Annotated in this window: 19 protein-coding genes and 1 pseudogene; 6 read left to right on the forward strand and 14 right to left on the reverse strand. The window is 68.4% G+C overall.

The window, feature by feature from the left end:
* Positions 1–50 precede the first annotated feature (50 nt).
* The 3 genes and pseudogenes from SPHS8_RS18245 to SPHS8_RS18255 form a co-directional block, all read right to left on the reverse strand.
* Positions 51–710, reverse strand: a pseudogene (locus tag SPHS8_RS18245) (glycosyltransferase); the annotation flags it as partial.
* On the reverse strand, positions 710–1,447 hold the full coding sequence (locus tag SPHS8_RS18250) for a cellulose synthase operon protein YhjQ/BcsQ (RefSeq protein ID WP_007686414.1): 738 nt from the start codon (positions 1,445–1,447) through the stop codon (positions 710–712). The pseudogene SPHS8_RS18245 and the gene SPHS8_RS18250, both read right to left, overlap by 1 nt.
* Positions 1,447–1,773 carry a hypothetical protein gene (locus SPHS8_RS18255; RefSeq protein WP_007686416.1) on the reverse strand — a complete coding sequence of 109 codons (327 nt, stop codon included), beginning with the start codon at positions 1,771–1,773 and terminating at the stop codon, positions 1,447–1,449. Before SPHS8_RS18255 ends, SPHS8_RS18250 begins: the two co-directional genes overlap by 1 nt.
* 746 nt (positions 1,774–2,519) lie before the next feature.
* Between SPHS8_RS18255 and yaaA the strand changes: the two genes are divergently transcribed.
* Positions 2,520–3,272: a peroxide stress protein YaaA gene (yaaA, locus tag SPHS8_RS18260; RefSeq protein WP_007686418.1), complete on the forward strand. Its 753-nt coding sequence runs from the start codon at positions 2,520–2,522 to the stop codon at positions 3,270–3,272.
* A 66-nt stretch (positions 3,273–3,338) separates the two neighbouring features.
* Here the strand turns inward: yaaA and SPHS8_RS18265 are convergent, their stop codons facing one another.
* From SPHS8_RS18265 to SPHS8_RS18290, 6 genes are all read right to left on the reverse strand, one after another.
* Positions 3,339–4,004: a MucR family transcriptional regulator gene (locus SPHS8_RS18265; protein WP_007686420.1), complete on the reverse strand. Its 666-nt coding sequence runs from the start codon at positions 4,002–4,004 to the stop codon at positions 3,339–3,341.
* A gap of 86 nt (positions 4,005–4,090) precedes the next feature.
* Positions 4,091–4,408 (reverse strand): hypothetical protein, encoded by a 318-nt coding sequence (locus tag SPHS8_RS18270; RefSeq protein WP_235870834.1) that lies wholly within the window; start codon positions 4,406–4,408, stop codon positions 4,091–4,093.
* 61 nt (positions 4,409–4,469) lie between these two features.
* On the reverse strand, positions 4,470–4,745 hold the full coding sequence (locus SPHS8_RS18275; RefSeq protein ID WP_007686426.1) for a hypothetical protein: 276 nt from the start codon (positions 4,743–4,745) through the stop codon (positions 4,470–4,472).
* 4 nt (positions 4,746–4,749) lie between these two features.
* Positions 4,750–5,289, reverse strand: coding sequence for a pseudouridine synthase (locus SPHS8_RS18280; protein ID WP_007686429.1), 540 nt, complete (start codon positions 5,287–5,289; stop codon positions 4,750–4,752).
* A 6-nt stretch (positions 5,290–5,295) separates the two neighbouring features.
* Complete coding sequence (locus SPHS8_RS18285) at positions 5,296–6,441, reverse strand: cupin domain-containing protein (RefSeq protein ID WP_007686430.1); 1,146 nt, start codon at positions 6,439–6,441, stop codon at positions 5,296–5,298.
* A gap of 65 nt (positions 6,442–6,506) precedes the next feature.
* Positions 6,507–6,959 (reverse strand): hypothetical protein, encoded by a 453-nt coding sequence (locus SPHS8_RS18290; protein WP_007686433.1) that lies wholly within the window; start codon positions 6,957–6,959, stop codon positions 6,507–6,509.
* Between the two features lie 71 nt (positions 6,960–7,030).
* Between SPHS8_RS18290 and SPHS8_RS18295 the strand changes: the two genes are divergently transcribed.
* The gene (locus SPHS8_RS18295) at positions 7,031–7,711 is read left to right on the forward strand and encodes a spermidine synthase (protein WP_007686435.1); all 681 of its coding nucleotides are present in this window, start codon (positions 7,031–7,033) and stop codon (positions 7,709–7,711) included.
* A gap of 67 nt (positions 7,712–7,778) precedes the next feature.
* Here SPHS8_RS18295 and SPHS8_RS18300 read toward each other — a convergent pair whose 3' ends face one another.
* The 5 genes from SPHS8_RS18300 to SPHS8_RS18320 all read right to left on the reverse strand — a co-directional run bounded on the left by SPHS8_RS18300 (position 7,779) and on the right by SPHS8_RS18320 (position 10,012).
* Positions 7,779–7,979, reverse strand: coding sequence for a hypothetical protein (locus tag SPHS8_RS18300; RefSeq protein WP_233431816.1), 201 nt, complete (start codon positions 7,977–7,979; stop codon positions 7,779–7,781).
* A gap of 74 nt (positions 7,980–8,053) precedes the next feature.
* A complete protein-coding gene (locus tag SPHS8_RS18305; RefSeq protein WP_007686440.1) occupies positions 8,054–8,230 on the reverse strand; it encodes a hypothetical protein in 177 nt (58 codons plus the stop codon).
* Positions 8,227–8,400, reverse strand: coding sequence for a hypothetical protein (locus SPHS8_RS18310; RefSeq protein ID WP_233431815.1), 174 nt, complete (start codon positions 8,398–8,400; stop codon positions 8,227–8,229). Before SPHS8_RS18310 ends, SPHS8_RS18305 begins: the two co-directional genes overlap by 4 nt.
* Before the next feature lie 125 nt (positions 8,401–8,525).
* Positions 8,526–9,176 (reverse strand): TetR/AcrR family transcriptional regulator, encoded by a 651-nt coding sequence (locus tag SPHS8_RS18315; protein ID WP_025772807.1) that lies wholly within the window; start codon positions 9,174–9,176, stop codon positions 8,526–8,528.
* Positions 9,173–10,012 (reverse strand): LytTR family DNA-binding domain-containing protein, encoded by an 840-nt coding sequence (locus SPHS8_RS18320; protein ID WP_007686444.1) that lies wholly within the window; start codon positions 10,010–10,012, stop codon positions 9,173–9,175. The genes SPHS8_RS18315 and SPHS8_RS18320 overlap by 4 nt, the downstream gene beginning before the upstream one ends.
* A gap of 143 nt (positions 10,013–10,155) precedes the next feature.
* On the opposite strand from SPHS8_RS18320, the gene SPHS8_RS18325 reads away from it, so the two are divergent.
* Genes SPHS8_RS18325 through SPHS8_RS18340 form a run of 4 tightly spaced genes read left to right on the forward strand, consistent with a single transcriptional unit; the run spans position 10,156 to position 16,578 of the window.
* Positions 10,156–11,001, forward strand: coding sequence for a MipA/OmpV family protein (locus tag SPHS8_RS18325; RefSeq protein ID WP_007686445.1), 846 nt, complete (start codon positions 10,156–10,158; stop codon positions 10,999–11,001).
* Between the two features lie 46 nt (positions 11,002–11,047).
* Complete coding sequence (locus SPHS8_RS18330; RefSeq protein ID WP_007686446.1) at positions 11,048–12,130, forward strand: efflux RND transporter periplasmic adaptor subunit; 1,083 nt, start codon at positions 11,048–11,050, stop codon at positions 12,128–12,130.
* Between the two features lie 3 nt (positions 12,131–12,133).
* The gene (locus SPHS8_RS18335) at positions 12,134–15,184 is read left to right on the forward strand and encodes an efflux RND transporter permease subunit (protein ID WP_007686447.1); all 3,051 of its coding nucleotides are present in this window, start codon (positions 12,134–12,136) and stop codon (positions 15,182–15,184) included.
* Positions 15,181–16,578 carry an efflux transporter outer membrane subunit gene (locus tag SPHS8_RS18340; protein WP_037509263.1) on the forward strand — a complete coding sequence of 466 codons (1,398 nt, stop codon included), beginning with the start codon at positions 15,181–15,183 and terminating at the stop codon, positions 16,576–16,578. Before SPHS8_RS18335 ends, SPHS8_RS18340 begins: the two co-directional genes overlap by 4 nt.
* Positions 16,579–16,685 lie beyond the last annotated feature (107 nt).

Below are 16,685 nucleotides of genomic sequence, written 5' to 3' on the forward strand. Positions count from 1 at the left end.
CGCAGAGCGACAGCCTACCTCTGACTGCCGCCAATCTTTGCAACAGAGCCGATCGCGATCAGTTCGCCGTCGGTCTTCTTCATCGCGGCGTTCAGGTTGCCCGCCTTGGCGTGCAGATTGTCGGCCCGCGTCAGGTAGCCGCAGCCCGCCTGCCGCGCGAAGGCCCGGAATTCGGGGCGGCGGCCGTCGTCCAGGATATAGACGTGGAAGCGGTCGCGCGGATAATCCATGTCCATCGCCGCGAAGACCGTGTTCTGGACGATCGCCAGGCTCTCATTATAGGTCGGGATATAGACGTCGATGACCGGCCACTGGTCCGGTTCGCCCTCGATCTCCACCACCGGGCGGTCCAGCGGCCAGCTGGTCTGCAACAGGCCCAGGACCAGGATGACCCAGGCGTAGAGTTCCGCCAGATAGAGGCCCGTGCCCAGCAGCGCCGCGGGCAGGCTGTCGAAGTCCAGCGTGTGGGTCGTGCGCCAGAACAGGTAGCGGGTGGACACCAGCAGCGACAGCAGGCCGATGGCGATGGTCGACCGCTTGCCGGGCGAACGGTTGAACAGGATCACGCCCGCCATGGTGGTCAGCGCGAAGATCCATTGCGATTCCAGGTCGAGCGGCACCGTGACGACGACGATGACCACGGCCGCCACCAGGAGCCCTGCCGCAAGCCTGAGCAGGGCCTGCGGCGCGAAACGGGAAGGAAGGGACATCAGGCGTCCCCCGTGACCTGTATGCTCGCGTCTTCCGGGGCGGGTCGCAGCCCGATGCGCTCCTCCACGGCGTCGGCGAACAGGCGCAGATCCTGCAACGCGGCGCTGGTCGGCGCATATTTGCCGATGAGTTCGAACCGGGCGAGCGCTTCATTGACCGCCTCGTCGCGGCGGATGGTGGCCAGCAACTGGTCCCCGAACAGGTCGCGGACGAAGCTGTGGCTGTGGCGGGACAGCTTCTGCCGGTCGTCAAGCTGGTTGAGGACGAAGACGGTGCGGTCGAGCTTCATCGCCGGGGCCGTCTCGCTGAGGCGGTTGAGCGTGGCGAGCGAGGCGGCGGTGGGCAGCAGCGGGCAGATGTGCAGCGCGCAGCGCGGCATCAGCAGCTCCAGCAGGCGCCGGTCCTCCGACGCGACGTCGACGACCCAGATATGGCCGGGGTCGAACATCCGCTCATATTCCCGGTCGGCCCGCGCCGCGAAGGCGGCGGAGCGGCTCTGGCCATGGCCCTGCATGACGCTGACGCCGAAGGCCACCAGCGGCTCCCCGCCGGCCGCGCCCCATTCCGGCACGGCCTGCGCCGGCATGAAGCCGAAATGCATCTTCAGCGAATCCTGGAAGGTGCAGTCGAGCGCGTTGACCTCATAGCCCTTGCCCGCCAGGTGCAGGGCAAGCTGGGCCGCCAGAAACGTCGCGCCGGTGCCCCCCTTGGGCGATTGAACCAGGACGACCGCCATCAATCCAGCTCCGAGAAGCGGTTGAAGAATTCCTTGAGGTCGACATTGGCCTTCGGCGCGGCCCGGCGCGGTTGCGCGTCATATCGGGCGAAGATCTGGCCGGGCGCGGCCGGGGGTTGCGGCGCCCTGGGGGCGGGCCGTTCGTCCTGTTGCCGCACCTGCGGGACGGGAAGCCGCGCCGCGTCGTCGCCCACCACCTTCTGGTCGCCCAGAACAGCCGCGAAAATGGGCCATAATTCCGTTTCCGAAAACCTGTCCTCGAATTCGCGATAGGCGAAATCCCTGCGGTTCAGCTTCTCCAGCAATTTGCGAGCGTCGCGGCGCATTGGCCCCCCATATGCGTGAACGAATGGTATATTGTTGATTACAGCTAATTTACTATATCTTTCTTAATAGAAAGACAGGTCAATGCGACAAAAATCTGAATGTTGATGTAGATCAGGATAAGACGGAATTTGTTTCGCTAGGCGATTGATTCGAAAAGATTGTGTCCTGTGATATGTGCATGCGAACCCTTTTCGTCATTCCCAATACGGAACAATATGCGGGCGACCAGAGGATAGGTCGGTCGATGCAGGGATGCGGATGGAAAGCGGTGGAAAGGCCTTCGAAATCTTGATCCAGGTAAATTCCAGGCAAGGATTTCAATGCATTGGCCAATAATGAATGGATAATAGCGGCCACTATTCGATCCGATCCGGCGAGAATCGTCGCCTGGGCGGCGCGCCCAGCCGGAATCGCGCGGCGAAGTCGTTTCGGTTCCGCAGAAGAAGATGGATTTTATTGGGCGGTATCGACTTCAGCCCTGACGAGGCTGTCTAGGGTGTGTGGGGATTCAGTTCAGGGCGCGGCGAAAATAGTGGATTTCGAGAACCTCGAAACGAGGCAGGTGACTCGTTTCGACGCAGCGTACTTCAGTACGTGAGCACCGGAAGCGGAGAAAGCCGCTATTTGCAGCCCGCCATGGGCTGAATCCCCACACACCCTAGGCCACTTCCCGGCTGCGGCGGCGTACGGAACATGATGGCGCAGGCTTTTGACGCAGGGGCGGGCGGCCGCTACGGAGGCTGCGATGATCGTGCTGCTATCCCCCGCCAAGACGCTGGATTTCGAAAGCGCGCCGCCGCCCCTACCGGTCACGGCGCCGCATTTCCTTGAAGAGGCGCATAGCCTGGCGAGATCGGCGGCGAACCTGTCGCAGAAGCGGCTGTCGGAGCTGATGCATATCTCGCCGCGCCTGGCGAAGCTCAATGCGGACCGCTTTCGCGATTTTCCCCACCTGCCGGAGCGGCAGGCCCTGTTCGCCTTCGCCGGCGACGTCTATGCCGGTTTCGAAGCGCAGACGCTGGACGAAGCGGGCATCGCCTTCGCCCAGGACCATGTCCGGATGCTGTCGGGCCTTTATGGCCTGTTGCGGCCGCTGGATGCGATCCGGCCCTATCGGCTGGAGATGGGAACGCGCTGGGCGCCGCGCCACAGCAAGCTGACCGACTGGTGGGGCGATCGCATCGCCGCCCTGTTGCGCGGGCAGGTCGCGCAGGAAGGGTCGGGCGTGATCCTCAACCTTGCCAGCCAGGAATATTTCGCGGCGGTGGAAGGCAAGCTGGCGGGCATCCGCGTCATCGACGTCGATTTTCGCGAACCCGGCCCCGACGGACCGCGTTTCGTCAGCTTCAACGCCAAGCGGGCGCGCGGCATGATGGCCCGATGGATGTGCGAACATCACATAACCGATGTCGAGGCGATGCGCGGTTTCGACAGCGACGGTTATCGCTTCGACGCCGGGGAGAGCGAGCCGGACCGCTGGCGCTTCACCCGCGCCTGATCGAATCCGGCGCCGGGACCGCCGGGATGGGAAGCGGGGCCGCGGTCGCTCGCTTCCCGCCCATGATCAGGATTTGGCGGTCGCGGCTTCGGGGGCCTTTTCCTGCGCGGGCGCCTTTTTGGCGGAGGCCGACGTCGCGGCGCGATTGCCGCGGTTCGATATGATGGGGGTGGGCGCGTCCTTTGCCTTGTCCTTCTTAGGAGCCGCGGCCTTTGCGGGCGCGTCGGCCTTTGCCGGGGCATCGGAACGGGAGGCGGGAGCGGCCTTTTCGGGTGCCTTGGGCGCCGCCGCCTTGGCCTGCGGCGCGGCGGTCGGGCTTGCGGCGGCGACCGGCTTCTTGCCCAGTCCCGCCTTTTCCGCCACGGCGCGGCGCGCCTCCGAATAGCTTTGCGCCACCAGCGGATAGCTGCTGGGCAGCTTGTAGCGTTCCCGATATTGTTCCGGCGTCAGGCCGTGAGCGGCCAGATGGCGCTTCAGGGTCTTGTAGGGCCTGCCGTCGATCAGGCTGAGGATGCGATCGGGCGAGGCGAGGCTCCTGCGCACCGAAACCGCCGGCGTGAAGGTTTCGGCGGCGGGTTCCGCAACAGCCGCGGCGGCATTTTCCGTCAGCGCCGCGCGGGTCGTCCTGATCAGGTCGGCCAGGCTGTCGCTCGGCACGCTGTTCCTGGAAACATAGGCGCTGAGCAACTGGACGGTGAGGGCGGTGATGTCGTTCTTGTCTTCGTCGGCCATGTCAGCGAACCCGTTTCAGGAGGATGTTAGCGCTATTTGCGCAAAGGAATGCGGATTGTAAACGGCGGATTGCCCCGCCGGGATGATCAGTCGCGCTCCACGGCATCGGTCCGGGGCAGGAGGCGGCAGTCGCGCCAGTTCCGGTCGCCCCTGGGCACGAAAGAAACATAGTCGCCGTCGATGATGAGCGCCGCCCTGGGGCTGCGATAATATAGGCCCAGCGGCAATGCCCCGCGTTCCAGCGTGAGTTGTCCGTCCTTCCAGACGATCGTGGCGCGGTCTGCATCGGCGCGGAGAAAAAAGCGCCGTCCGGCGGCGCACCGCACCTCCATGTCGGTGGCCGGTCCCTGCGCGCCGGCTGGCGCCGGGGTCGCGGCGGCCGCCCATAGGGCCGCCGCCGGCATGAGGGCGCCGAAAAAGGAGCGGCATGTCATTGCTGGAGCCTTGCCTGAAGGAACTCGGTCCCTAACTCGCCGTGGACTCGTCGGTTCCCGTGGCGAGGGCATTGGCGATCATGGCGGCCAGCGTTTCCTCCGCCCGTTGCTTGACGCTCGCATCCTTCGACAGCAGGTCGTGCCTGATCCATTGCGGCGCCCGGCTGAGAATGGTCATGATCAGAGTCGTCGTGTTCGCGTCCATGCCATCGCTATGCGGACCGCGCCCGTTCCGGGCAACGGCAAAAGGAATCACCCAGATCAAGCCGCGCCCCGGCCAATCCTGTGCGGCGGTCCTGCGCGCCATATCTTCATGCGTCGCGCCATTGCCCCTGGGGGATGCCGTCCAGCGTCCAGTCGCCGATCCGCCAGCGCACCAGCCGCAGGGTCGGATGGCCGATGGCGGCCGTCATGCGCCTGACCTGCCGGTTGCGTCCTTCGCGGATCGTCAGCCGCAGCCAGCGGTCCGGCACGCTCTTGCGGAACCGGACCGGCGGGTCGCGGGGCCAGAGCGCGGGCGCCTCGATGCGTTCGACCTGCGCGGGCAGGGTCGGACCGTCCTTCAGCCGCACGCCATGCCGCAGCGCCGCCAGCGCGGCCTCGTCCGGATCGCCCTCCACCTGGACAAGATAGGTCTTGGGCATCTTGAAGCGGGGGTCGGCTATCCGCGCCTGCAGGCGGCCATCGTCGGTCAGCAGCAGCAATCCCTCGCTGTCGAGGTCGAGCCGGCCCGCCGGATAGAAGCCGGGACGGTCGATATAGGCGGCCAGCGTCGGCCGGGGCCGCCCCGTCCGTTCATCGCTGAACTGGCAGAGCACGCCATAAGGCTTGTTGAACAGGATGAGCGCCATGACGGATCAGTCCGCGTCGAACGCCAGGCTGCCCTGGTCGATCAACGCCGCCACCAGCGCGACCACGGCCGGGGAAGCGGCGAGTTTCGCGTCCACGACCGTCATCGGTTCCCTGCACAGCGCTTCGGCCAGCAGGGCGGCGTCGCCGTCGCAATCGAAGCCATGGCCGTCCACGAACAGCAGCAGTTCCGGTTCGCCCGGCCGGATGAAGGCAAAGCGGCTGGCCGGATTGCGGCCGAGCGGAACGCCCTGGGCCAGCATGGCGCGCACCGTCCGCCGGTCCGCCGGTTCATCCGGCCGCCAGTCCATGTCCGCATATTTGGGCAGGCTGTTGTGCAGGCCGAACCAGCGGGCGAAGGCGTTGCGGTCGGACAGGGCCTCCATCGCCATGGCATGCATCCGGTCGATGGCCGACGCCGAGATCTCGCCGGCATTGGACTGGCGGATGAGGTCGGGATCGGCATAGCGATCCTCGTCCGCCATGGCGTCGGCCTGATGGCGGCACCAGTTTTCGACCAGTTCGGCGCGGGACGGCGCGCGGAAGCCGATGGAATAGGTCATGCAGTCGCCGCCCACCGCCACGCCGTCATGGGCGAAGCAGGGCGGGACATAGAGAATGTCGCCGGGTTCGAGGATATGATCCTCCGTCGCCTCGAAATCCGGGATCAGGCGCAGGTCGTCATGCGGCAGCAGCGGCGTCGCGGAATCGCATCGCGGGCCGACGCGCCAGCGCCTTCTGCCCAGGCCCTGCACCAGGAACACGTCATATTGGTCGAAATGCGGCCCGACGCCGCCTCCGTCGGTCGCATAGCTGACCATCACGTCGTCGATGCGCCAGTCGGGTATGAAGCGGAAGGGTTGGATCAGCGCCGCGACATCGGGCGCATGATGGTCGACCGCCTGCACCAGCAGCGTCCAGGCGTCGCGAAGTTCGGTGAAGCGATCCTCCGGCAGCGGGCCGCTTTCCATGGCGAGCCGATCCGCCTGCCGGGTAATGAGGCGCGATTCGACGCCCTCCTCGCAGGCGAGGCCGGCCAGCTCGTCGGGCGCCAGCGGATTGCGCCATGCGCTCCACGGGTTGCGGATCAGCAGCGGGCGCTTCTGCCAATGGTCGCGCAGGAACAGGTCGATGTCGAAACGGGCGAGGTGCATGCCCCGCCCATGCGCCGTCCCGCGCCCGCTGTCAAAAGATCGGTCGAACCCTTCGGCCCGCCCGGTCAGACGGCCCAGTTGAGATAGAAGTCCTTGAGCGCATGGGCGTCATGCAGGGCGTTGTGCGGCATCCGGCTGTTGGACGCGGCGCTGAACCCCGCGCCGTTGATGAGTTCCAGGCGCAGCCCGTCCAGCCTGATCATCTCGGCCGGGCCGGTCACGAGCAGGGCGCAGAAATGGGCCAGGTCGTCGGGCCAGTCGGCGATGATCAGCGGATCGCGGTCATGCGCCAGATAGGCCTCCAGATGCTGGGCGGCCTCCACCCGGTTCAACTGATGGTCGACGCCCGGCGGCACGAAGCGCAGATAGGGGATCACATTCTTCTCCACCCAGGGGTGGATTTCGGCCGGCAGGGGGAGGGAGACGTAGAAATCCTGGTCCCCGATTTCGGGGACGAGCGCCAGGCTGATGAGGTCGCCGCCGAAGCCGTTGAATTCTGTATCGAGGAAATATCGCATCTCGCTCCTTTGACGCCGCGCTGCATTGCCGTAAAGCCCCCCGGCGGCGGACCCCGCCGGGAGAAAGTGGCATGCAGGCACGCGAATTCATCGGATCGGCGCAGGTTCCCGGCGGAGAGGAACTGACCCTCTATCGGCGGGGCGGGGATTTCATGATCGTGCTCGACCGCAACGAGTTGATGAGCAGCCGGATGAGCGGATCGGAGGAGGCGCTCGCCAATCTCAGTTGCGAAAGGCTGCGCGGCCGGGCGCGCCCGCATCTGCTGATCGGCGGTTACGGCATGGGTTTCACGCTGCGGGCGGCTCTGGCCGCGCTCGACGGCACGGCAACCGTCACCGTGGCGGAACTGGTGCCGGAGATCATCCAATGGGCGCGGGGACCGATGGCGGAACTGGCCGCGGAGTGCCTGGACGATCCGCGCGTGCGCCTGGTCCAGGCGGACGTGGCCGATGTGATCGGCGCGGCGCGGGGGCTGTACGACGCCATATTGCTGGACGTCGACAACGGGCCGGACGGGCTGGTGCGCCAGGCGAACGACCGCCTCTATTCGGCGCAGGGGATCGCGGCGGCCATCGCCGCGCTCAGGCCCGGCGGCATATTGGCGATCTGGTCCGCCGCGCCCGACGCGAGCTTCGCCCGCCGCCTGTCCCGCGCCGGCCTGGCCGTGGAGGAGGTCGCCGTGCGCGCCCGCAGCAACGGCAAGGGGCCAAGGCACGTCATCTGGTTCGCCGCGAAAAGGGCGTCCCGATAGCGGGCGCGGCGTCCGGATTGCGGCTCCAACGGACGTTCGGCTTCGGCCATCCCGCCCCGTCGGTGGTTCATGGGGAATTGTTCGCGGCGGGCGCATTGGGCGGCACGGCGCCCGATCCGCTGGTCGGCGGCGGAACGGCCGCGCCATTGCCCGGCGCGTCGTCCGCCCGGTTGATGGCTGCGCCGCCGAGGGCGTTCCGGTCGGAAGCCGGCTCGCCCGAACAGGCCGCGGCGAGCAGGCTGCCCGCCACCAGGAACATGCGGATCATCTTTTCCTCCTCCACAAGCATGCACTACCTTATCGCACGACCGGCCTTCGCGAGATGGCGAGCCGCAATGCCGCCTAATCCGCGGGGCGCATCGGTTCCCCCTCCGGCGGCATGGCGCCCTTGGGCGTGCGCGATGCGGGGTCGGGCGCCTCGATGCTGGAATGGACCATCAGGCCGACGATGGCGGCAAGGATCAACAGCATCGCCGCCAGCAGCAGGCAAAGGCCGAGCCTTCTTGGCCGCCCCTTCACCGCTTGCCATCGGCGCGCGGGTCCGGCCGTGCCGGCAGCTCGTCCAGCTTAGCCAGCAGATCCTTGAACAGGTCGTCATCCCTGATGGGAAAGTGCCGGCGGAATCCCTGGCCCAGAAGCTCAAGATCCCTCGCGGTCAGCAGGCCAATGGAAACGATCTTGTCCGACACGGCATCCTCCTTGCGGCAGGGAACTGCGGGGGAGCGCGCAAGTGCCAAGGATTCCGCCTCCGACATGAAATCTCTCGCCTGGGGCTACTTCCGACGCGGCGGCCATGACGGAGCGGACGTCCCGGCTATAGAAGCGGCGCGACCGGGGACGCGCGCCCGCCGGCGCTTTGCCGCAAGGCCTGGAGGTGGGCCTCGATCACCTTCGCGGCCAGTTGGTCGAGCGACCGGCCCAGCATCAGCCGGCCGGAAAGATGCAGCATCGTCATTCCGTGCAGGCTCGCCCAGATCCAGTGCGCCTGCTCCAGAACCTCGTCCCGATCCGCGTCGGGCATCAGTTGCCTGACCAGACCGGTCAGCAGGGTCCAGGACGCGGCGTCGCTCGACCCCTCCGGCCTGGCGGCCGTTTCCTGCTTGTCGGTTTCGAACAGCAGGCGGAATTCATGTTCCCGGTCGAGCGCGAAGCGCACATAGGCGTCGCAGGCGCGCCGGAACCGATCCTCCGCGCCGGAAATGCCGGCCGTCGCACGGTCGAGACAGGCCGCGAATTGCCGCCACACCTCCTCGCGCACATCGGCGATCAGGGCATGCTTGTCGGGATAGTAGCGATAGGCGGTCATGGCGCTGGCCCCGACCGCCGCCGCAAGGCCGCGCATGGACAGGGTCGACAGGCTGCCGGCCCGGATCATGGCATGGGCGGCGTTTCGAAAGATCGCCTGGGAGGAGGCGAACGCCTCCCCCCCCTGCCAGCGCGGGTGGCGCCCGTCCCCGGCGGTCATGCCGCGACCGTGCCGTGGGTCGGACCCCAGAGCCTTTTCGCAAGCGCGAGATAGGGTTGCGACACCGGCACGGTCAGGCCGTTGCGCAATTGCAGCCGCGCCGTGCGGCCGAAACGGTCGATCCGGACGACCGCGCTGCGCGACACCCACCAGGACCGATGGACCCGCTGGCCCTCCATGGCCGAGAGGCTGTCGAGCGCGTCGGCGAAGCGCATGAGGATGAGGGCGTTGCCCAGGGTCGTGTGCACGCGGACATAATGATCCTCATTGCCCAGGCATATGACGTCCCGCCCCAGTTCGGGCGGCAACCGTTCGAACAGCAGGCCGTCCGTCGCGGGGGCGTGCCGGGACGCGGCCTCTGCCGGCGGGTTCGGGATCGGCGGCGTCGCCGCTTCGACGGACCGTCCCGCCGGGAAGGGCGCGGAAGACAGTTTTTCCCAGAGGAACAGATAGGCCCCGCCGATGATCCATATCGCCAGGATCAGTTCGAACACTTCGCTGGGAACCGGGGTCCACGTCCCCTCCGACATAGAGGCGGCGGCGGTGACGAAGAACATCGGCACGGAGGTGATCGCCGTTCCCAGCGCCACGCGATGGACCATGGAACCGGCGGCGAGCGGGGGCCAGGCCCGCAGAAGAGGCATCGTCACGGCGGCCAGCCCATATTGGACGAGGAAGATGACGGTCCAATAGCCGACCCGCGCGAACGGTTCGAAATCATGGGAACCGAAGGCGCCGAGCCAGGCGAGCGTGGCCGCGAACAACAGCGCGATTCCCGCCAGCAGGCCGTGCCGCTTCGCCCAATCCTCGACATGCAATTTCGCGAAATCATGCATCGTGAATGTCCATTTGCCGTGCGTACAGTGTAAATTTACGAAGTAAATTGTGCAAGTGCGAATATCGCTTTGCCCGCAAATCCCTTCCCCCATTAGCCGGGTGGGGCACCGGCGGCATCGTGCCGTCGCCCTGGAGATTGCGCATGAAACGACTTGTCATCGGGCCCCTCCTGGCCCTGTTCACCATCGCCTCCGCCCCCGCGGCCGCGCAGGAGGCGCTCGGCGATACGGCGGAGAGCGGCCGCAAGATGGAGGACGGGCGTGAAGGGAAGGGGCCTACGGGCTTCATCGCGCTCGGCCCCGGCGCCACGCCCGCCTATGACGGCGCCAAAAGCTATCAGCTCATTCCCTTCGGCATAGCCGACCTGCGCTGGAAGGGGATGGAGTTCGAACTGCGCGGGCTGCGCGCCCGCCTCGACCTGCTGGGCGACAGCCCGGTGCAGTTCGGCCCGGCGATCAACCTGCGGTTCAAGCGCAACAGTTCGAGCGACGGCGACGGACGAGTGAAGCTGCTGGACGATGTAGGACAGGCTGTCGAGCTGGGCGGGTTCGTCGGCTATCGCTTCGGCGGCGATGAAAAGGGGCAGGGGGAGGTCGCCGTCGACCTGACCGTGCTCAAGGACGTCAATGACGGCCATGACGGCCTGGTGGCGACCGCGCAGCTTTCCTACGCGGCCTATCGCGGCGGTCGGGTTTTCGTGAATGTCGACGCGCAGGCCAATTATGGCGACGGCAAATATATGCGCAGCTATTTCGGCGTCACGGCGGAGGAGTCGCTACGGTCCGGCCTTGCCGCCTATCGGCCCGGCGGCGGCCTTCGCGACGTCGGCGCGGGCGCGACCCTGGGTTATCGGCTCAGTCGGCGGTGGGGGCTGATCGCGCGGGCCGGCGCCAACCGTTATCTTGGAGACGCCGGCGACAGCCCGATCGTCGAGGAGGGATCGAAGGTGCAGGCCATTGCCGGCCTCGCCCTCTCCTTCAGCTTCTGATCCCTGGGATCGCAAGCGCCGCCTTCATTCCTGCCGAAGTGGCCCGATGACCGATCATTCCCCCGCAGGCCTGCCCGCCATGGATGTGCGGGCGGGCCGTCTCATGGCCGTCGCGGCGGCCCTCGCCGCCTTGCTGCTGCCCGGCTGCGGCGCGGCGCGGCGCGACGAGGCGGAACCGGCCCCCACGGCCGTCCGCGTCGCTCTCGCCGCGCCGGCTTCCGCGCGACAGGGGGTCAGCGCCTCCGGCACGGCGGCCTATGAGCGGCAATCCACCCTGTCCTTTCGCGTCGGCGGCGTGATTTCCCGCCTGACGGTCGACATGGGGAGCCGCATCCGCGTGGGTCAGCCGCTGGCCCGGATCGCCGGCACCGACATCCAGCAACAGCTCGCTTCGCGGGATGCGGAGCTGGCCCGCGCCACGCGCACCCTGGCGCGGCTGGAGGCGCTCGCGCAGAGCGGGTCGGTCGCGTCGGCGGCGGTTCAGGACCAGCGCGACACGGTGGAACAGGCGAGGGCGGCGGCGGCGGCGGCGCGTTACGACCAGCAATCGGCAACGCTCGTCTCGCCCTTTTCCGGCGTGGTGCTGGAACGCCTGTCGCAGCTTGGCGAAACGGTCGGCGCGGGACAGGCGATCCTGCGGGTCGCGGACTATGACAGCCCGCTCGTCATCAGGGTGCCGCTGGCGGAACGGGATGCCGAGGGCATCGCCATCGGCACGCCTGCCGAAGTCCGTTTCGAAGGGCGGCAGGCGCTGCCCGGACGGGTCGCGAAAAGCCAGCCGCTGGTCGACGGCGCGACGGGCACGCGCATGGTCGAGGTCCGGTTGCCGTCGGGCGGCCATGGGCAAAGCGGCGCCATCGCCTCCGTCCGTTTCCCGTCCTCCGCCGCCCCCGCGCAACCTTCGCTGGCGGCCGTCCCCGCCGAAGCCTTCGTCCCCCGATCGGGCCGGGAGGGGGGCGTCTTCACCGTCGGCGCGAACGGCCGGGCCAGGTTCGTCCGCCTGCGGCTGGTCCGGTTCGAGGCCGACGATGCGGTCGTGGCCGGCCTGTCCCCCGGCACGCGCGTCGTCACGGCGGGAGCGGGCTATCTGAAAGACGGCGATCCTGTCCTTGTGGCGGGCGGGAACTGAGAGATGGGCTTCAACCCCGCCGCCTTCCTCATCCGGCGCAGCCGCCTGACCCTGGTCCTGACAGGCTTGGCGCTGGCGGTCGGGATTGCCTCCTGGATCAGCGTCGCGCGGTCCGAAGACCCGCAATTCCCGGTTCCGGGCATGAGCATCCGCATCGCGATGCCGGGGGCCACGCCCGCCGATCTGGAGCAGCTGGTGATCAAGCCGGTCGAAAATGCCCTCTACGGCATTGACGACCTGAAGGACGTGCAGGCCAGCGCGACCGACGGCGCGGCGACGATCCAGGCCGAATTCGACTGGTCCAGCAGCGCCGAGCGCAAATATGAGGAGGTCGTCCGCGAGGTCACGGCCCTGCGGCCGACGCTGCCCGACGGCGTCACGCGGCTGGACGTCGTCCGCAACCGGACCAGCGAGACGGCGATTTTCCAGGCCGCCCTGGTCAGCGACCGGCTGCCGATGCGGCGGCTGGAGAAATTCGCCGACGACATGGGGGAGGATATTGCCCGCATTCCCGGCGTGCGCCGGGCGGAATATTGGGGCGCGCCGCCGATGGAGGTGCGCGTCGCGATCGATCCGGGCCGCCTCGCCGAACTGCGCCTGCCCGCCTCGCTGGTCGTCGACGCGCTGAAGCGGGCCAGCGACGAGGCGCCCGTCGGATCGGTCAATGCGGGGCAGCGCCGCCTGATCGTCCGGACCGGCGGCGCCTTTCGCTCGCTCGACGATGTGCGGCGGGTTCCGGTCCTTTCCCGCGAGGGGGCGGTGGCGCGCATAGGCGACCTGGCGCGGGTCGAATGGGCGAGCGGGGAGCCGGAGCATGTCGTCCGCTTCAACGGCCGGCGTGCCCTGCTGCTTACCGCCACGGCCAAGGAGGGCGTGGACATCGGCGTCCTGACCCAGGCGATCCGGACGGAACTGGCCCGTTTCGAGCGGATGGTCCCCGGCGGCGTCAAGCTCGAATATGGCTTCTTCCAGGCCAGCAATGTGGAGCGGCGGCTGAACGGCCTCTACCGGGATTTCCTGCTGGCGCTGGCCATCGTCTCCATCACGCTGCTTCCGCTGGGGCTGCGCGCCGCCGGGGTGGTGATGTTCGCCATCCCGCTGTCGCTGCTTGCCGGCCTTGCCATCCTGCAGGCGCTGGGGTTCGGGCTGAACCAGCTTTCGATCAGCGGTTTCGTGCTTTCGCTGGGGCTGCTCGTCGACGACAGCGTCGTGGTGGTCGAGAACATCACGCGCCGCCAGCGATCCGGCGAGGACCGCGTCACCGCCGCCATGGAGGGTTCGCGGCAGATATTGCTGGCGGTCGCGGGGTGCACGGCCTGCCTGCTGCTCGCCTTCCTGCCGCTGCTGGCGCTGCCGGAAGGGTCTGGCGCGTTCATCCGCTCCCTTCCCGTCAGCGTGATCGCCACGGTTTCCGCATCCTTCGTCATCGCGCTCACGATCATTCCCTTCGTCGCCAGCCGGGTGCTGCCCGCGCGCGAGGATGAGAAGGGCAATCGCATGCTGGCGATGATCGAGCGGGGCATCCATCGCTTCTACGCGCCCGTGCTGCATCGCGCGCTCGACCGGCCCGGGCTGGCGCTGGCGCTGCTGGGCGGGCTCTGCCTGTTCATCGCGCCGCTGATCGCGGCCATCGGGACCAGCCTTTTCCCGCCGGCCGACACGCCGCAATTCCTGGTCCGCATCGAACTGCCGCAGGGGGCTTCGCTGCCCGCGACCGACGCGGTCCTGCGCCAGGTCGAACGGCGGCTCGCGCGGGCGCCGGAGGTGGAATGGTTCGCCGCCAATCTGGGCCGGGGCAATCCCCAGATCTATTATAATGTCCGCCAGCATGATCCCGACCCTGCCTTCGCGGAGGTCGCGGTGTCGTTGCGCGACGGCCGGCCCGCCCATTCCGCCCGGCTTCTTTCGGACCTGCGGCGGGAGTTCGCCGCCTTTCCCGGGGCGCGCATCACCGTCCTGGGCTTCGTTCAGGGTCCGCCGATCGCCGCCCCCATAGAAATCCGCATCGCCGGCGAGGATCTCGCTACCCTGAGCGCCCTTGCCCGGCGGGCGGAGGCGGCCATGGCCGGCACGCCGGGCATCCGCGACGTCGACAATCCGGTCCGCCAGGACCGCGCCGACCTGGCGCTGGGGATCGACGAGGCGAAGGCGGCTGCGCTGGGCGTCCCGGCGGGCGCCGCCCGACAGGCCGCCCGGCTGGCGCTGGACGGCGAATTTTCCGGCCGCCTTCGCGATGCGGAAGGGGACGACTATCCCGTCCGCGTCAGGCTGCCCATGGCGCAGCGCAACAGGGTCGAGGCGCTCGACCGGATCCATGTTCCGTCCGTCGACGGCCGGGCGGTGCCGCTTCGCGCCCTTGCCGATCCCGGCATGGAAACGGGACCGGCGCGCATCGAACGCCATGATCGCGAACGATCCGTCACCCTGACGGCCTATGTCGGGGCAGGCCATCTGACGGGGGCGGTGACGCAAGCCGCGCTCGACCGGGTGCGCGGGGCCGTGCGCCTGCCGGCGGGCTACACCATCGCGCTTGGCGGCGAAGCGGAGGAGCAGGAAAGCGGCAATGCGGGGATGACGGCGGCGGCGATCGTCGCCTGCCTCGGCATATTGGCCGTGCTGGTCATGGAATTCGGGCGCTTCAGGCTCGTCGCGGTGGTGGCCAGCATCATACCGCTCGGCCTGCTCGGCGCCGTCCTGGCGCTGTGGCTGACGGGCAATTCGCTGAGCTTCACGGCGATGATCGGCCTGATCGCGCTGATCGGCATAGAGATAAAGAATTCGATCCTTCTCGTCGATTTCACCGAACAGTTGCGGGGGCAGGGGATCGCCATGCGCGAAGCGATCGAGCAGGCGGGCGAGATGCGCTTCCTGCCCGTGCTGCTCACCTCCGTCACGGCGATCGGCGGGCTGCTGCCGCTGGCCATGGGCGGATCGGGGCTGTACGGCCCGATGGCGGTCGCGATCATCGGCGGCCTGATCGCCTCCACCCTGCTGTCGCGGGTGGCGACGCCGGTCGTCTATCTCCTGCTCGCCCGGACGGGAGAAGCGTCGTGACGACGAATCGGTCGCTGGCCGCCCTGATCGGCCTTGCCCTGCTGGGCGGCTGCGCCGCGGGCACGGAGTATCGACGGCCGGCCTTGCCGCTGCCGGCCGCCTTTCACAATGCTCCCCTGATCGTGGAGCCGGGCGGCAGGCCCTGGTGGCGGGATTTTGCCGACCCCATGCTGGACGGTCTGGTCGCGCGCGGCCTCAAGGGCGGCTTCGACGTGGAGGCGGCGATGGCGCGGGTCGACCAGGCAAGGGCGGCCGCCGGGTCGGCGCGGGCGGCGCGGATGCCGTCGGGATCGCTGGACGGTTCCGCGGTCCGGACGCGCCAGTCGCTGAGGGCCGGGCTGGGGCAGATCGCCGATTATGTCCCGGATTTCGACCGGACGCAGGACAGTTTCGAACTGGTCGGCGGGGCAAGCTGGGAACTGGACCTTGCCGGCGGGCTGAAGCGCGGGCGGGAAGCGGCCGTCGCGGAACTGGAGGCGGCCGTCGCCGACAGCCAGGCCGTCCGCCTCACCGTGGCGGCGGAGATTGGCGACGCCTATATCCTCCTTCGTTCTGCGCAGCGCAGGCGCTCCATCGCCGTCGATCAGGCGGCGGCGGCGCAGAAGCTGGAAAATATCGTCCGCGCCCGCTTCGTCCATGGCGCGGCTGCCCGTTTCGAACTGGACCAGTCCCGCGCCTCCACCGCCGCGATCAGCGCCGGGATCGCCGAGTTCGACCAGGCGGCGCAGGCGCAGTTGGCGCGGCTGGCGGTGCTGGCCGGCGGCCTGCCGGATTCGGTTGTCCAGGCGCTGGAGAGGCCGGAGCCGGTGCCGGTCGCCGGTTTCGCGGCCATGGGGCTGCCCGCCGATCTGATGCGGCGCAGGCCGGATCTGGTCGCTGCCGAGCGGCGCGTTGCTGCCGGCCATGCGCGGCTGGGCGTCGCCCTTGCCGAATATTATCCCAAATTCACCCTGTCGGGCCTGCTGGGTTTTCAGGGCAATGACGCGGGCAGGCTCTTTTCCGGCCCGGCGAGCGTGGTGCAGGGCGGGTTGGGCCTGCGCTGGCGGCTTTTCGACTTCGGCCGGGTCGATGCGGAGGTCGCACGGGCGAAGGGCGCGGAGCGGGAGGCCATCGCCCAGTTCCGCAATGCCGCGCTGCGCGCCGCCGAGGATGTCGAACGCGCCGTCGTCGCCTGGCGGACCGCCAGAGAGCGCGAAGCCGTCCATGCCGAAGAGGTCCGGGCCGCGACCGCGGCCTGCGACGCGCTGGATCGCGCCTATCGGGCGGGCCATGTTTCGCTGGCCGAACTGGTCGAGGCGCAGCGCCGGGTTCTCCAGGCGGCCGACGCGCTTGCGCTGGCGCAGGGAGACGCCGCGCGCGCGACGGTTGCCGGATGGCGGGCGTTCGGCGGCTGACGCGGCGGGTCCGGCGGACATCGGGGTCGGCTTCCCCGCAACTCGTCCCATCCGTCCGGAACCAACGGTTGAGTGCCGGTCGTTCATGGGATAAGGGCTGGCCGTCC

Origin of the sequence: Sphingobium sp. S6 (genome assembly GCF_905120495.1) — a bacterium.
GTDB lineage: Bacteria > Pseudomonadota > Alphaproteobacteria > Sphingomonadales > Sphingomonadaceae > Sphingobium > Sphingobium agri.

Excerpts from the sequence above, each read along its gene's own strand:
- SPHS8_RS18250 (WP_007686414.1), bottom strand. The coding sequence starts at position 1,447 with ATGGCGGTCGTCCTGGTTCAATCGCCCAAGGGGGGCACCGGCGCGACG.
- SPHS8_RS18255 (WP_007686416.1), bottom strand. The coding sequence starts at position 1,773 with ATGCGCCGCGACGCTCGCAAATTGCTGGAGAAGCTGAACCGCAGGGAT.
- yaaA (WP_007686418.1), top strand. The coding sequence starts at position 2,520 with ATGATCGTGCTGCTATCCCCCGCCAAGACGCTGGATTTCGAAAGCGCG.
- SPHS8_RS18265 (WP_007686420.1), bottom strand. The coding sequence starts at position 4,004 with ATGGCCGACGAAGACAAGAACGACATCACCGCCCTCACCGTCCAGTTG.
- SPHS8_RS18270 (WP_235870834.1), bottom strand. The coding sequence starts at position 4,408 with ATGCCGGCGGCGGCCCTATGGGCGGCCGCCGCGACCCCGGCGCCAGCC.
- SPHS8_RS18275 (WP_007686426.1), bottom strand. The coding sequence starts at position 4,745 with ATGGCGCGCAGGACCGCCGCACAGGATTGGCCGGGGCGCGGCTTGATC.
- SPHS8_RS18280 (WP_007686429.1), bottom strand. The coding sequence starts at position 5,289 with ATGGCGCTCATCCTGTTCAACAAGCCTTATGGCGTGCTCTGCCAGTTC.
- SPHS8_RS18285 (WP_007686430.1), bottom strand. The coding sequence starts at position 6,441 with ATGCACCTCGCCCGTTTCGACATCGACCTGTTCCTGCGCGACCATTGG.
- SPHS8_RS18290 (WP_007686433.1), bottom strand. The coding sequence starts at position 6,959 with ATGCGATATTTCCTCGATACAGAATTCAACGGCTTCGGCGGCGACCTC.
- SPHS8_RS18295 (WP_007686435.1), top strand. The coding sequence starts at position 7,031 with ATGCAGGCACGCGAATTCATCGGATCGGCGCAGGTTCCCGGCGGAGAG.
- SPHS8_RS18300 (WP_233431816.1), bottom strand. The coding sequence starts at position 7,979 with ATGATCCGCATGTTCCTGGTGGCGGGCAGCCTGCTCGCCGCGGCCTGT.
- SPHS8_RS18315 (WP_025772807.1), bottom strand. The coding sequence starts at position 9,176 with ATGACCGCCGGGGACGGGCGCCACCCGCGCTGGCAGGGGGGGGAGGCG.
- SPHS8_RS18320 (WP_007686444.1), bottom strand. The coding sequence starts at position 10,012 with ATGCATGATTTCGCGAAATTGCATGTCGAGGATTGGGCGAAGCGGCAC.
- SPHS8_RS18325 (WP_007686445.1), top strand. The coding sequence starts at position 10,156 with ATGAAACGACTTGTCATCGGGCCCCTCCTGGCCCTGTTCACCATCGCC.
- SPHS8_RS18330 (WP_007686446.1), top strand. The coding sequence starts at position 11,048 with ATGACCGATCATTCCCCCGCAGGCCTGCCCGCCATGGATGTGCGGGCG.
- SPHS8_RS18335 (WP_007686447.1), top strand. The coding sequence starts at position 12,134 with ATGGGCTTCAACCCCGCCGCCTTCCTCATCCGGCGCAGCCGCCTGACC.